The sequence below is a fragment of the Nostocoides sp. HKS02 genome, assembly GCF_009707485.1.
Taxonomy (GTDB): Bacteria; Actinomycetota; Actinomycetes; order Actinomycetales; family Dermatophilaceae; genus Pedococcus.
Genome location: NZ_CP046121.1, coordinates 2,937,647 through 2,951,951, shown reverse-complemented (window position 1 = coordinate 2,951,951; position 14,305 = coordinate 2,937,647). Strand labels below are relative to the sequence as shown.

Genomic DNA, 14,305 nt, shown 5'->3' with positions numbered 1-14,305 from the left:
TTGCCGCGCTGTGGATGACGGAGACACTCGTCTCCCTTGTCCACAGGGCGCTCTTCAACGCGCCACGCTCCCCCATCCCCGGCCATAGTGGTGGAGTCGCCGTGAGTTGGGAGGTGGTGCCGATGTGGCGACGCGAGCAGAGGTCAAAGACGCGCACGGGAGATCGGATCTCGTTGGAGGAGAATGGGTCTGGGACGGAGTTTGGGATCATGTCTGCCAGTCAGTCACCGATGCTCCAGGGCCGACATGACCGCACGATGCACCGACGGTGCACCCGCAGTGCACTCATGTCGATCGAGCGGGATGGCCATGAGTGACATCGTGGGGGAGTGGTCGGCCGCCGACGCCCGCCTCCTGCAGCGCGCTCAACGAATGACCAATGAGGCGTTCGCCGAACGCCTCGGCGCCGCAGTGCGTACCGTCGCCAAGTGGCACGCGAACCCCACGATGCAGCTCACGCTGGAGATGCAGCAGGCGCTCGATGTCCTGCTCGCCCAGGCCTCGGATGACGAGCAGAAGCGGTTCCGGGCACTGCGCGTCTCGGCGTCGTCCACCCCACAGAGCACTGACCCCGACCTCGAGGAGTGGCGCCGGCGACTCGCGGAGGCACGAAACCTTCATGCCGCGATTCAGTGGCTGCAGCGGCGCTCAGAGCAACCCGGCCCACCGGTCGCCGAGCGCGTTGTCGCGTATGCCGCGCGGCGAGCCCGTGGAGCACTGTCGCGGCGTGCGGGCGCGATCGAGAGTGAGCCGTCCACGAGTGCGGTCGAGCTTCTCAGGTCCTTCTACCGCCGCGCGGACGGCCCCCACGGGTTCCTCGACGTCGTCGTTAATGGCACTCGACTGTCCACGTCGATGCTCGTGGACGATCAGTGGCTCGGCCTCGACCAGAACCTCGACCAGCCGGCGACCGGATTCCGCTACGACCCAACCCCTCCCCCCGTTCCACCTTCAGATTCGGTCCTGACGGCCGTCGCGGCGGAGCGCATCGGTGACATCCTGGCCAACGGAACCCGCTTCTACGACGGCGAGCTCTACCGGCTCACGCGCGTCGCTGTCGGCCCAAGTGGACTCACCGCGGACTTCGGCACAGGCTCGTTCGCCCAGTACGCCCTGACCTGGGACCTCCTGGAGTCCGAAACCCTCGCCGCGACCGGCATTGGCAAGACCGGAGACATGCCGCTGCGTCAACGCCTGCTACCCGACATCCCGAGCGTCCTCAACCCAGCGTCACGGCTATGCATGGGTGGCGTCCTGTCGCTCACTGCGTTCGCCCGGTCGGCGACCCACCGCCACCCAGCCGACTATGTCTTGCTCGTTCAGGAGCGCGGCGACCAGGTTGTCAACGCCTCGCGCCGCCTCGCTGTCGTGCCGAAGTGCTTCCACGAGCCGGCCGGCGACCCGGTCGAGGACGTCGACATCCGGCAGTCGCTGGTCCGCGAGTTCGAGGAGGAGCTGCTCGGCCGCGCAGAACTCGACACCACCATGGCGGGCGCTGCGATCGCGGCACCACTGCACCTGAGCCGACTGACCGAGCCGATGCGGTGGCTTACGGAGCACGGGGTCGCACGGATGGACCTGACCGCCTTCGGATTCAACTGCATGTCCGGCAACTTCGAGCTGCCCTGCCTCGTGCAGGTGGCCGACGATGATTTCTGGGAGGGCCATGGGGGCGCGGTCGTCGCCAACTGGGAGGTCGCTCGGCTGCGCCGCGTGTCGAGCATGGACGCCGACGGGCTCGCCCGCCTCATTCAAGATCCAGCCTGGTCCAGCGAGGGACTCTACGCTTTCGTGGCAGGCTTGCTCAGGCTCGCCAAGGTCGACCCGAGCCGGGTGCGGCTGCCCCGCCTCGAGATGGGAGTTACGCGTTGAGCATCGCTACTGGAAACGCCTACGACGACGGTGACAAACACCGCGGCTGGCTGGTCGGAAACTTCATCGAACCGGCCGACAGCGTCGCCAACTCCCGCGACGTCGAGATCAAGTGGGGAATTCACGAGGCCGGAGATGAGCGCGCCGAGTGGACGACCGGCGAGACCCGGACTTCGTTCATGGTCCTGATCTCCGGCCGGTTCGTGCAGCGGCTGCCCGACCGGGAGGTAGAGCTCGCCCGGCCCGGCGACTACGTGATGTGGGGGCCCGGCGTGGTTCACGCCTGGCGGGCCGTGGAGGACTCGGTGATGCTCACCATCCGTTGGCCGTCCACCTGATCCGCCTGATCCGCTTGGCGTAGCCGTCGCCGCAGCTCGGCGCCGCCCATATCGAGCAGGTAAGCCGCGCGGTCGAGTCCCGAGCTCACCACGACCGCCGCTTGGGCTCTCGCCAGCTGGGTGTCCGCATCGCTGAGGCTCTCGGCTAAGCGGGCTCGGGTCCTGGCCGCGGCGTCGACGTTCTTGAGGGCGCGGGCCTCGGCCTGCTGCGCCTCACGCAGCCGGGTCCTGGCCGCTTGGCTCGCGGGTGTCGATGTCATGGGTGCTCTCCTCGTTCAGCGAGTGCGTGTTCTGCGGTGCGTACGCGGGGAGTCGGGGCAGGATCGGCGCCGCCCAAACGTCCCGAGCCCTCCCGCCGCGGCACGGCCGAATCGCCCCTGAGGCCCGCGGCTCGACTTGCCGGTGTTCCGACCCCAGCCATCGGAGTCCGGATCGCGACCCCACGCGACCATGCCTCACCGGGCTCCAACCGCCCCCCTCCTCCATACCCGGCCCCTACGTCCATGCACCGGTTCCTCGCCACGCGCTCCCTAGGGCGCCCATCCGCCGCCCTCCTCCAGCGGCCCCGCAAGTAGACCCACCGTTTCCGCCCTTCTCTGACTTCCACACCTCTGGCACGGTCGCTGCGCTCCGTGGGCGCGTGGTGCCCCGCGCCGGGGCGTAGGCCTCTTCGTGACGATGTCGATCAGGCGGATGACGCTCGGGTCTGGGTACGCGTACCTGATGTCGTCGGTGGCCCGCGCCGACGAGGCACGGGTTGTGTCCGGGCTGACCGCGTACTACGCCGCGAGCGGCACCCCGCCGGGTCGGTTCCTGGGCGCCGGGCTCGCGGGTCTGGCGGGCGGTACCGGCATCGCGGCCGGCTCGCCGGTGAGCGAGGAGCAGCTGTGGCGCATGCTGGGGATGCTGCAGGACCCCCTCACCGGGGACCCGCTGGGCAGGCCACCGGTCCCGGACCGGGCCCAGCTCATCGGTCCCACCGGGCGGATCCGCAAGGCAGCCAGGACGGTGGCGGGGTTCGACCTGACGTTCTCCGCACCGAAATCCGTCTCGGTCGTCTGGGCGTTGGGCGACGAGGCCACCCGGGAACGCATCCACGCCGCCCACCGGGCCGCGATCGAGGACGTCATCGCGTATGCCGAACGGCATGTGTTCGCGACCCGCACCGGCGCCGGTGGCCTGATCTCCCAGGACGTCCGCGGGGTGGTCGCGGCGGCGTTCGACCACTGGGACTCCCGCGCCGGGGACCCGCAGCTGCACACCCACGTCGTCGTCCTGAACCGTGTGCAGGCCGTCTCCGACGGAGGCTGGCGAACCTTGGACTCCAAGGCGCTGTTCCGGGCGACCGTGGGTCTGTCTGAGCTGTACAACGCGGTCCTCGCCGACCGGCTCAGTAATGAGCTCGGGTGGGTGTGGGAGCCCCGGCAGCGGGCCCGGTCGGCCGCGCCGGCGTGGGAGGTCGCCGGCGTACCGGAGGCGCTGCTGGACGAGTTCTCCCAGCGCGCGCACCAGATCGAGGCGGCCACCGAAGACCTCGTGGAGGGGTTCGTGACGTCGCACGGTCGGCGCCCGAGCACGGACGAGGTGTTGCGGCTCCGGCAGCAGGCGACCCTGTCGACCCGCCCGGAGAAGCAGCGGCACAGTCTGCACGACCTGATCGCCGGATGGAGGGTCCGGGCCGAGCGCATCATCGGTCACGACGGTCCCGGCTCGGTTCACGGGCTGGCCTGCGCGGCCATCGACTCTGCGTCGCGACAGGTCGGTGTCGACCATGCTGGCATCGGGGCAGCCGCGGAGCGGACCCTGGCCAGCGTCGGGTGGAAGCGGTCCGTGTTCACCCGGGCCAACGTGTTCGCCGAGGCGGTCCGGCAGTTGCACGGCCAGCGGTTCACCACCGCCGCGGACCGGGTGGCCGCGGTCGAGGACGTCACCGGGCTGGTCCTGGACGCTGCTGTCCGGCTCACTCCCGACGACCACGTCGAGTCACTGCCGGCAGAGATGGTGCGCGCCGACGGGTCGTCCCGGTTCCGCCCCCGCGACGGGGTCACCTTTACGACGAAGGAGACCCTGGCGGCCGAGGAGGCCCTCGTCGACGCCGGCCGCGCCACCGACGGACCACTCGTCGGCGAGGTCCTCGCCGAGGCCGCGGTCGCGGCGCCGCTGCCCGGGTCGGACACGGTCCTGGGACCGGACCAGGCGGCCGCGGTCGTCGCCGTGGTGTCCTCCGGCCGCGCTCTGGACGTGCTCGTCGGGGCCGCCGGGACCGGGAAGTCCACCGCCATGGCGGGGGTCCGCGCCGCCTGGGAGTCGGTCTACGGGGCCGGGTCCGTGGTCGGGCTCGCACCGTCCGCCGCCGCAGCCGAGGTCCTCGGCGACGCTGTCGGCGTGGCCACCGAGAACACCGCCAAGTGGCTCACCGAACATGATCGCCAACCGCAACGCGAGGCAGAGCTGGCACGCCTCGACCGCCGGCTGCGCTACGCCGCCCCATCCCTGCGCACGCGGGCCCTGCAGCGGCGCCGCGCCCGCCTCGACGCCGACCACCACCGGTGGGGACTCGCGCCCGGGCAGCTCGTCATCGTCGACGAAGCGTCCATGGCCTGCACCACCGACCTGCACCGCATCACCACTGCGGCCCGCGCCGCCCACGCCAAGGTCCTGCTCGTCGGCGACCCCCGCCAGCTCTCCCCCGTCCAGGCCGGCGGAGCCTTCGCCCTGCTCGTCGCCGACCGCGGCCACACCCCCGAGCTCGGCATAGTCCGCCGGTTCCAGCACGAATGGGAACGCGAAGCCTCCCTCCACCTGCGCGCCGGGCGCCGCACCAGCATCGACACCTACCACGCGCGCGGCCGGATCACCGGCGGCCCCCGAGACGAGATCCTCGACCGGCTGTATGCCGCGTGGCGGGCCGACATCGACACCGGCCGGACCGCGATCATGATCGCCGCCGACGCCACGACTGTTGCCGAGCTCAACTCCCGCGCCCGCGCCGACCGGGTGGCATCGGGCCTCGTCGGCGACGGCGGTGTCATTACGGCGCACGGGACGCTCATCGGGGTGGGAGACGTCGTTGTCACCCGCCGGAACAACCGCGACCTGACCATCCCCGGCGGGTGGGTGAAGAACGGTGACACCTGGACCGTGTCAGCGCTGCGTCCCGACGGTTCGGCGACGCTCACGCGGCCCGGCAGAGCGGCCGGCGCGCCCGATTCGGTCGAGCTGCCCGCCGCATACGTCGCCGACCATCTCGATCTTGGCTACGCGATGACCGCGCACCGTGCCCAAGGCCGCACCGTCGACGTCGCCCACGCATACATCAGCGCCACCACCACGCGCGAACCGCTGTATGTTATGGCCACCCGCGGTCGCGAGGCGAACCTGCTCTACGTCGACACCACGTCTGACCCCGACCACGCCACCTTGCACGAAGATCTTCCGGAGACCGACCCAGTCGCAGTTCTGCGCGAAGTGCTGGCCAGCAGCGGCGCCGACATCACCGCCGTCCAGACACGCAGGCACGAGGCCGAAGCAGACATCCGGCCCCGGCAGGTGGCTGCTGAAGGCGCGGCTCTGCAGGCCCTGGCCCGCGAACGCCGCTACACCACGGCACTGCTCGCGACTGGCCACCGTGAGCACGCCATCGAGGCCGCCAAAGAGGCTGACCAGTGGCGCCCTCTGCTCGCCAAGTTGGCCATGACCGAACGTGCAGGGCTCGATCCCGCATCGGCCGCGGACCTCGACCGCTCGGCACGCTCCCTGGCGGATCTTGATCACGTCCTCGACCTTTGGCTCGAACGTGTACGCCGGCAGAGCCGGGTTGCTGGCAGCAGACACAGGTACTTGTCGGTCAACGGAACAAGGCAGGGCGTCCGACTCGAGGCCTGAGCGAACGCCCCTAACCAGGTTGGCCCCCGCCACACGCACATCCATGGAGGACCAGCGCATCTGGGCATGTTGCACAAGAGCACCACCGTAAGAATGGGTCGTCGCAGGTCACCGACCGGCTGGCCAGGATCCGTGACCCGATGCCAGCGACGTAGGCTGAGTATGAGTTCCCTCATGGCGTCGTGTCGTGCGCTGAAGGGGTGAGAGCCAATGCGGCAAATGGTCCGTCGCGCGATCACCGAGCCCTTCGCGAACGGATAGCCGTGCGAGCTTTTCGCATGATCAATCCACTGGCTCGGCGGATGATCCCGGTCGGTACCGACAAGAACCCCCAACGTCCTGCTGTTGGTCCCCGGCCGCCGCTCCGGCATCGAGCGCACGATGCCGGTCACGCTGCTCAACTGCCCTGATTTCGGTGGCTAGAGACTCGAGGAAATTCATCGCCAAGTTGCCAGCCGCTTCGCGATTTGCCCGAAGTTGCAGCGAATGACATTTGAGGCCGATAGACCGACAGGTATACGATGCGTTTTTCCGTGATTGATCTGAACACCGAGCATGAAGTGCCCCTGGCAAGCTGTCTCGGCGATCCGCCACAGCACCGAGTCTGAGGCATATGTGGTCGGCCCAATGAGCACTATGGTGCCTTTGGTCCGGCTAATCCGTTCCTTGCATTGGGTCTTGTACGATGAATCCCAAGGATTTTGGACGAAGTAGTCGACGAACTCGATGTCATTTCGCTTGGCTCCCGCCTGAAGGCCGCACCGACGTTGCTCTTGTCCCGGTAGCCGCGCTTGCGCGTCCAGCCCAGATGCCTAGACCGACGTGACGGCGTACTTGGCGCCCCCAGTCGGTGGCCCAACCGTGGTCTTGGATGATCAGGACGGTGGTGCTCGCCACCTTCTCCACCAAACCGACGAGGGCCTCAGAAGCGCTCCTCCGCGATCGAGTTGCCACCGTCGACGACTAGGCATTGGCCGGTGACGTACGCGGCGCCAGGAGAACAAAGGAAAGCGATGGCCGCCGCCACCTCCCCACAGGTGGCGCTCCGCCCTATCGGCGTGCCCTTCGCCTGGTCCACCTCGTGTGCCGTCTGGCTGCCGGTACGGACCCAGCCCGGCGCCACGGCGTTCGCGGTGATTCCTTTAGCAGCGTGGTCCAAGGCAACGGACCGCGCCAAACCGACCATGCCCGCCTTCGCTGCGGCATAGGCCGCCTCTCCGCGCATGGCCATGACCGGGCCTGTCACGGACGCGACCATCACCACGCGGCCCCATCCTCGCTGCCGCATCCCCGGCAGCACAGACGCGGTAGTGAGAAACGCGGTGTCGAGGTTCCGGGTCAGCGACCGACGCCACTGGTCAAGGGTCATGGTGCCGACACCCCCAGACTCCGCGCCCCCTGAGGCCGACACATCAACAGCCGGGGAGCTCACACTCGTCATGCCGGCGTTGTTCACGAGCACCGTTGGGGCGCCGAGGGCTGCGGTTACCTCGCCGATGGCTCGCCCGACCTCCGCTTGGTCTGTCAGGTCGACCACAACACCAAGAGCCTGGATCCCCGCATGCTCGAGCTCGTCGGCGCGCTGGTACACGCGCGCCGTGGTGGCTGTCACTGCGACGGCGGCGCCCATGCCACCAAGCAGCCTGGCCGTGGCGAAGCCGATTCCATCCTCGGAACCTGCCCCTGTGACGAGGGCGACGTGACCACGAAGGTCGAAAGGGTTGGCCTGCATGGCATGACCCTGACCTGTATGAGGGGTCTGGTCAAGAATGCACCATGTCGACTGCGGTGGCCTCGACGACGACGACAACGGTCCGTCTGTTCATGCCGGTTTCGGGAAGCTCTCGCGGACCATGTCGATGAAGGCGTGCGCGGCGGCTGATACCGGCCGCGTCGGCGTCACCAAAGAAACGACGAACTGCGGATGCGGGCGAACTCGTCGCAGCACAAGGCGGCGAGGGTTGGGGAGCGTGGATGGGCTCACGAAGGCGAATCCGAACCCTGAGCGGACGAGCTCGGATACGGTGGGGATGTCTCCGACCTCGACGGTGATCTCGCGCTGCAGGCCGGATTCGGCGAAAAGCCGGTCGACGCTCACTCGGGTACCCCAGCCGGGTGGGTTGTCTACGAAAGTCTCGCCGTCGAGCTCGGTCAGGGCGATTCGTCGGCGTCGGGCCAGTGGGTGGCCGGGCGGGCAGGCCAGCAGCATCTCCTCGGACGCGAGAGTGCGTAGGTTCACTCCCTTTGGGTGACCCGTGGGCAGGCTGGCAAGCGCGAGGTCGAGCTTGCCAGCCTGGACATCCCGGGCGAGATCGGCGGATCCGCCCTGGGCCGGGCGAGGGACGAGCCTGACGTCGGGGTACTCGCGGTGGTAACGCGTCAGCAGCGCGGCCAGGTCGATCAGGGCCAGCGAGTGCATGATGCCCACGTGCACTGAGCCACGAAGCCCACCCTTGACAGCGGCTACGGCGTCTCGCGCGGCCTCGGCCGCGGCGAGGGTGCGCCGAGCCTCGACAACCAACGCCGTCCCGGCATCAGTGAGCTGAACACTGTGTGTGGTCCGGTCGAACAGCTGCGAGCCGAGTTCACGTTCGAGACTCCGGACCGAGACCGACAACGCGGACTGGACCAAATGGAGCCGTGCCGCCGCCCGCGTGAAGCTGCGCTCCTCCGCCACCGCCAGAAAATGCTCAAGGTGTCGAAGCTCCACGTCCAGCTCTCTCGTCTCATGCACCAAATCGATGACAGATATCAAATGATTTCGTTGGACAGCATAACCATGTTGGGCGAGGCTGGAAATACCCAGACAAGGAGCCCGCCGTGACCAACTCCATATTCGCTCCCACGACGACACGTTCCCATCAGCCCACTGCCCGTCCCAAGAGGAGCAGAGGCAGCACTGAGCAGTCCTTCCTGCTCCAACGGGTGCAACCGGCTATGGCTGGCTTGATGGACGGCTCCCTCTCGACGCTCGCGCCCATCTTCGCGGTCGCGCTCGCCACCCAACACCCTCGATACGCATTCTTTGCTGGACTGGCGTCCGCCATCGGCGCCGGTGTCAGCATGGCCTTCTCCGAGGGGCTTTCGGACACGGGCGAGGTGACTGGTCGCGGTAGTCCGTACCAGCGCGGCTCGATCGTCGGCGCAGGCACCTTCGTCGGCGGCGTCCTGCATACGTTGCCGTTCTTGATTCCGGACCTGCACGTAGCGCTGATCCTCGCGATCGTGATGGTGGCCTTCGAGCTCCTGACCCTGTCCTGGATCCGCTGGTACTTCTTTGAGACCGGCTTTGTCCGTTCGTTCGTCTCCATCACGCTGGGCGGTCTCGTCATCGTCGGTATCAGTGCCGCGATTGGCTCGGCCGGCTGACGCCCGTGACCAAAGGCCCAACCCACCACGCGCAGGTAACCCCCACGATTACGACATCCACAACCAACCCTGAGAGGGAGATATGGCACAGCTCGCATTCCTCGGCCTAGGACAGATGGGGGCGCCCATGGCCGCGCGCCTTGTTCAGGCCGGTCATGACCTCACCGTCTGGAACCGGACCCCGGCCAAGACCGAGCCGCTGGTCGCTCTCGGCGCGGCAGCGGCTGCCTCACCCGCCGATGCGGCGGCCGCAGCCGACGTGGTCATCACGATGCTGGCGGACCCGCTGGCGCTGGAGCGAGTGCTGTTCGACGAGGACGGCGTGGCTGGCGTCCTCACGGGGGGCCAGCTGCTCATCGACATGTCGACGGTCGGGCCGGACACGATCCGCTTGGTCCGAGGTCGACTGCCCGAGCATGTCACGCTGGTCGATGCCCCGGTTCGCGGTAGCGTTCCCGAGGCGACCTCGGGCCGGCTCTCCATCTTCGTCGGCGCGACGGCGCCCGACTTCAAGCACGTCCAGCGGCTGCTCGCTCCCCTGGGCACCCCCCACCATGTGGGCGGACCGGGCGCCGGCGCAGCCGCGAAACTGGTGGCAAACCTCGTCCTCGGCGTGACTATCGCCGCGCTCGGTGAGGCACTGGCCCTCGGCGACACGCTCGGCCTCCAGCCGAGCACCACGTTGGACGTGCTGGCCGAGACAGCGATCGGTGCCACCGTCACCGCCAAGCGCCCGAACATCGAGTCGGACCAGTACGAGCCCAGCTTCAAGCTTCGTCACGCACTGAAGGACCTCCGCCTGGCCCGCGAGACCGTCGAGGGCACGAAGCTCGATCTCACCGGGGCAGCCTATGAGTGGCTCGTGCGGGCCGCTGGAGACGGTGCGGCAGACCTCGACGTCTCCGCTGTCGTGGCTACTATCCGCGCCGCCATCCCCGGCCCGGACAGTGATGCCCCGCCGGCCCCCACACCATGAGCCCAGGCCCGTCCTCTGGGATCACGACGTTGAGCGAAGTCAGCCGCAGCGGGTCGACGCGCCCCGCCCAGGCTCACGGACCGCTGCGCCCTCTGCTCGTCGGGCTCACGGTGGTGACGGGACTGGTGGATGCCTTCAGCTATCTGAGCCTGGGGCACGTCTTCGTGGCGAACCTGACCGGAAACGTGGTCTTCCTCGGCTTCGGGTTCGCCGGTGACCGGAATATCTCCATGGCAGCCAGCCTGTCAGCGATCTTGGCCTTCGGGTTCGGTGCCTTCGTCGGGGGCCGATGCGCAGCGCACCCCGGGCTGCATCGCGGGTACCTGCTGGCCGCAGCGTCCGGGACGCAATCTGGGCTGGTCGTCGCAGCGAGCATCATTGCGGGCGCTGTGGGAGTTGGGCGGCCTGCGGCGCAGCTGTGCCTTGTCGCTCTGCTTGGCGTGGCGATGGGGGGCCAGAACGCGGTCGCACGAAGGTTGGCCGTGCCCGACCTGACCACCTCCGTGCTGACGCTGACTGTGACCGGCCTCGTGGCCGACATGTCCGCATGGTCGATCCGCCGCCAGCGTCTGGTGCCGGTCGCGGCGATGCTCGCTGGAGCCGTCGCTGGCAGCGCTCTGGTGCTGCGGGTGAGCACCGCGGCGCCCCTCTGGCTGGCTGCCGCCTTGTTGGCCACGTGCTCACTGATCGCATATGCCTCAGCCCGCCAGCCGCAGTCCCAAGTCTGGCGATAACGACCGGCGTGAAAGCAGGCAGGCTTATGACTGTTCAAGCCTGCTGAGCTGTTGTGGTGTGAGCCGAAGCTCGACCGCCGCCGCCGAGGCTTGGATGGTTTCCGGTCTGCTGCACCCCGGGATGGGGACCACGACGGGCGACCGGGCCAGGAGCCAGGCGAGAGTGACCTGCTGCGGGGTTGCGCCAACCACCTGGGCGACCTGCCCGAAGGCGCAGAACGCACTGCCGAGGGCGGCCGCGTTCTTGATGCCTCCGAGTGGGCTCCACGGAAGGAAGGCGATGCCAAGCTCTTCGCAGAGCCTTAGCTCCGGCTCGCTGGATCGGAACGCCGGCGAGAACTGGTTCTGGACCGACGCCAGCCTGCCGCCCAGGATCCCTTGGGCCGTGCGGATCTGGTCTGGGTTGGCATTGGAAATGCCCACCATGCGGATCTTGCCTTCGTCGAGCAGGTCGCGCAGCGTCCCGATGGAGTCCTCGTAGGGGACCGCGGGGTCTGGACGGTGGAACTGGTAGAGCCCGATGGCGTCCATCCGAAGGCGCCGCAGGGACGCCTCGCATGCCGCACGAAGATGTTCCGGGGAGCCGTCTAGCGTCCAGGTGCCGTCGCCGGGGCGCAGGTGTCCCCCCTTGGTGGCGATGAGGACGTCTTCGGTGTCGGCGCCATATGAGGCCAGCGCTCTGGCGATCAGGAACTCGTTGTGGCCGACGTCATTCGCATCCAAGTGGTACGCGTCGGCCGTGTCGATCAGGGTGACGCCGGCGTCGAGGGCTGCGTGGATGGTGGCGATGGACTGAGAGCTTTGGGGCCTGCCCTCGATGGACATGGGCATGCCGCCGAGACCGATGGCGCTGACCTTGGTATTGCCTATCCGGCGCATGTGCATGGGTAGTGGTTCCTTGCTGTCTCGGTTCAGGACGCCAGCAGGTCGACACATTCGTCGGCCGTGACTCTGAAGGAGTGGAGAGCCTGTTGACGTTCACTCTGCTCGGGGTCCGATGGGGCAGGGTGTCCTACCTTGGGTCATCGGCGTTGCCTGAGGACCCTCCGGAGGGTGAGTCGAGCCGCGGCGACCCTCGTCGGAGCGATGAGGCTGTCGTCCCTCTCGTAGGGGACGGGAAGATGCGGACTGGCGTTGATGGCGGCGCGCTCCACCGCAGCACGAACCAGCATGGCTCGGGAGAGGTAGGTCATGAAGGTTTCCTTGGGGGGTGATGGTGGTGGCGAAGGCGGTGGGACGCTGGCTGGCGTCAGCTGCCCTCGGCCATGCTCCACATGGCCCAAAGGGTGGTACGCATGCGCCTCGGCTGGCGCAAGACGGTCACCACGGCCGCTCCGATGTCTTGCGGCTGAAGAAGCGCATCCAGCGCCGGATCACCTTCCGTACGGCCAGTTCCGATCGCGAACCCGGTGTGCACGCCTGCCGGACAGATCGTGCTGACCCTGATGCCCTCTGGGCGCACTTCCCGGTCGAGCGACCCGGCGAGCCCAACTTGGGCAAACTTCGTCGCGGCATAGACCGCCTCGTTGCCGCCGCCGCGCAGGCCGGCCACGGAGCTGATGACGACGATGTCGCCACCTGCGCCTTGGGCTCGGAACTGCCGAATGGCGGCCCGAACACCCCACACGGTGCTGTCGACATTGGTGCGCATCATCGTGATGAGCTCGCCGTCCGAGGCGTCGAGGATTCCGCCGTAAGCGCCGATACCGGCGTTGACCACGATGCTGTCGAGACGACCAAAAGCCTGGACCGCGGCCCCCACGAGGTCACCCGCCGCCTCGGGTTCTTGGACGTCGCCGGGTACGACAACAACCCTTTCCGTGCCGAACTCGTCCGCGAGCTCCTTGAGTCGGTCCTCGCGACGGGCCTGGACGGCTACTCGCGCGCCAGCCTCGAGCAAGAGCCGGGCAGCCGCAGCTCCGATTCCTGAACTGGCCCCTGTGATGGCGACGACGGTGGATGTCAAGTCTCTGGTCTCTGCGGGCATGGTCGTTGTCCTTTGTTGGTGAAGGTGAGTCATCGGTAGGTTCAGATCGAGAGGGGAGAGGACGTTCTTGGGGCCGGAAGGCCTACGTGCCAGGCACTTTCGGGGGGTGCAGGGTGAGTTCCGAGCTGCGAGCTCTGGCGCACGACAAGCTGCGGCTCGAAATAGCGCTCGCGCGGCGGCCCCTGGTGACCGGCGATCCGCTCCGCGAGCATCTCCCCGGCGGCTCTGCCCATGTCGTAGGCAGGTTGGGATACGGCAGTGACTGTCGGATGCGAGAAGGACCACCAGGGCAGGTCATCGAAGCCAGCCACTGCGACGTCGTGCGGCACGGCCAGACCTTGGCTGGCAAGGGCTTTCAGGACGCCGAGTGTCATCTGGTTGTTCGCAACGAAGAAGCCGTCGGGGCGCGACGTTGGATCGGTGAGCAGCTCGAGTGCGGCCGCGTGAGCGCCCTCCTCCTTGAAGTCGCAGTAGCGCTCCAAGGCCGGGTCCACCTGCATCCCTGCCTGACGAAGGGACTCTCGATATCCTCGAAGCCGCTCTTCACCAGTCGTGGTGTCGTGTCTACCCGTGATGCAGGCGATCCGGCGACAACCCATCGCGATGAGGTGGCTCGTCGCGACCTCGGCCCCCTCGTGGCTGTTCACGAGCACTGTGTCCACCGGCTGAGAGAGCTTGCGGTCAACGGAGACCACCTGCACGCCTGCGCGGGCCAGTCCGCTGATGTCGACGTCGGTACGCGTGGCGGAGATGATGACGCCTGCCATCTGCTGGGCATCGATGAGGCGGAGGTACTCCGCTTCCCGCTGGACGTCCTCATCGGTGTTGCACAGGACAACCGAGTAGTCCGCCGCTCGCGCCACGTCTTCCACGCCGCGGACCAGCGCGGTGAAGAACTGGTTCTCAATGTCCGAGATCACACACGCCCAGACCCTGGATACCTGCTTGCGAAGGCCTCGGGCGATGAGGTTGGGCCGGTATCCCAGCTGGGCGATCGCCCGGTCGACGTTCTTCTTGATCTGCGGACTGACATTGCTGCCGTTGAGGCAGCGCGACACCGTGGCTGGTGAGACGCCCGCAAGCCTTGCGACGTCGGCCATCGTCACGGCGCGCTCATTCGGCGAGCTTGCCCGGCTGCGCGGTT

13 protein-coding genes are annotated in these 14,305 nt (G+C 68.0%); 6 read left to right on the top strand and 7 right to left on the bottom strand.

Annotated features, from left to right (window positions below):
* Window positions 1–309 precede the first annotated feature (309 nt).
* Window positions 310–1,872 carry a transcriptional regulator gene (locus tag GKE56_RS14200; protein ID WP_154685090.1) on the top strand — a complete coding sequence of 521 codons (1,563 nt, stop codon included), beginning with the start codon at window positions 310–312 and terminating at the stop codon, window positions 1,870–1,872.
* Window positions 1,869–2,210 carry a signal peptidase I gene (locus tag GKE56_RS14195; RefSeq protein WP_154685089.1) on the top strand — a complete coding sequence of 114 codons (342 nt, stop codon included), beginning with the start codon at window positions 1,869–1,871 and terminating at the stop codon, window positions 2,208–2,210. The genes GKE56_RS14200 and GKE56_RS14195 overlap by 4 nt, the downstream gene beginning before the upstream one ends.
* Here GKE56_RS14195 and GKE56_RS14190 read toward each other — a convergent pair.
* Window positions 2,150–2,470 (bottom strand): hypothetical protein, encoded by a 321-nt coding sequence (locus tag GKE56_RS14190; RefSeq protein ID WP_154685088.1) that lies wholly within the window; start codon window positions 2,468–2,470, stop codon window positions 2,150–2,152. The genes GKE56_RS14195 and GKE56_RS14190 overlap by 61 nt on opposite strands.
* 433 nt (window positions 2,471–2,903) lie before the next feature.
* Between GKE56_RS14190 and mobF the strand changes: the two genes are divergently transcribed.
* Window positions 2,904–6,095: a MobF family relaxase gene (gene mobF, locus GKE56_RS14185; protein WP_154685087.1), complete on the top strand. Its 3,192-nt coding sequence runs from the start codon at window positions 2,904–2,906 to the stop codon at window positions 6,093–6,095.
* Between the two features lie 437 nt (window positions 6,096–6,532).
* Here the strand turns inward: mobF and GKE56_RS18350 are convergent, their stop codons facing one another.
* The 3 genes from GKE56_RS18350 to GKE56_RS14170 all read right to left on the bottom strand — a co-directional run bounded on the left by GKE56_RS18350 (window position 6,533) and on the right by GKE56_RS14170 (window position 8,805).
* Entirely contained in the window at window positions 6,533–6,754 is a 222-nt protein-coding gene (locus GKE56_RS18350; protein ID WP_370518497.1) for a TIR domain-containing protein, read from the bottom strand.
* Window positions 6,755–7,017: 263 nt separating this feature from the next.
* Window positions 7,018–7,827 (bottom strand): SDR family NAD(P)-dependent oxidoreductase, encoded by an 810-nt coding sequence (locus tag GKE56_RS14175; protein ID WP_154685086.1) that lies wholly within the window; start codon window positions 7,825–7,827, stop codon window positions 7,018–7,020.
* Between the two features lie 90 nt (window positions 7,828–7,917).
* Window positions 7,918–8,805 (bottom strand): LysR family transcriptional regulator, encoded by an 888-nt coding sequence (locus GKE56_RS14170; RefSeq protein WP_154685085.1) that lies wholly within the window; start codon window positions 8,803–8,805, stop codon window positions 7,918–7,920.
* 239 nt (window positions 8,806–9,044) lie between these two features.
* On the opposite strand from GKE56_RS14170, the gene GKE56_RS14165 reads away from it, so the two are divergent.
* The 3 genes from GKE56_RS14165 (at window position 9,045) to GKE56_RS14155 (ending at window position 11,174) form a co-directional block, all read left to right on the top strand.
* Window positions 9,045–9,464 (top strand): hypothetical protein, encoded by a 420-nt coding sequence (locus tag GKE56_RS14165; RefSeq protein ID WP_230208988.1) that lies wholly within the window; start codon window positions 9,045–9,047, stop codon window positions 9,462–9,464.
* A gap of 82 nt (window positions 9,465–9,546) precedes the next feature.
* The gene (locus GKE56_RS14160; RefSeq protein WP_154685083.1) at window positions 9,547–10,440 is read left to right on the top strand and encodes an NAD(P)-dependent oxidoreductase; all 894 of its coding nucleotides are present in this window, start codon (window positions 9,547–9,549) and stop codon (window positions 10,438–10,440) included.
* Window positions 10,441–10,469: 29 nt separating this feature from the next.
* On the top strand, window positions 10,470–11,174 hold the full coding sequence (locus GKE56_RS14155) for a YoaK family protein (protein ID WP_230208987.1): 705 nt from the start codon (window positions 10,470–10,472) through the stop codon (window positions 11,172–11,174).
* 24 nt (window positions 11,175–11,198) lie between these two features.
* Here GKE56_RS14155 and GKE56_RS14150 read toward each other — a convergent pair whose 3' ends face one another.
* From GKE56_RS14150 to GKE56_RS14140, 3 genes are all read right to left on the bottom strand, one after another.
* Window positions 11,199–12,059, bottom strand: coding sequence for an aldo/keto reductase (locus GKE56_RS14150; RefSeq protein ID WP_154685081.1), 861 nt, complete (start codon window positions 12,057–12,059; stop codon window positions 11,199–11,201).
* Window positions 12,060–12,423: 364 nt separating this feature from the next.
* Complete coding sequence (locus GKE56_RS14145; protein ID WP_154685080.1) at window positions 12,424–13,161, bottom strand: SDR family oxidoreductase; 738 nt, start codon at window positions 13,159–13,161, stop codon at window positions 12,424–12,426.
* 41 nt (window positions 13,162–13,202) lie between these two features.
* Window positions 13,203–14,261, bottom strand: coding sequence for a LacI family DNA-binding transcriptional regulator (locus GKE56_RS14140; protein WP_230209342.1), 1,059 nt, complete (start codon window positions 14,259–14,261; stop codon window positions 13,203–13,205).
* Window positions 14,262–14,305 lie beyond the last annotated feature (44 nt).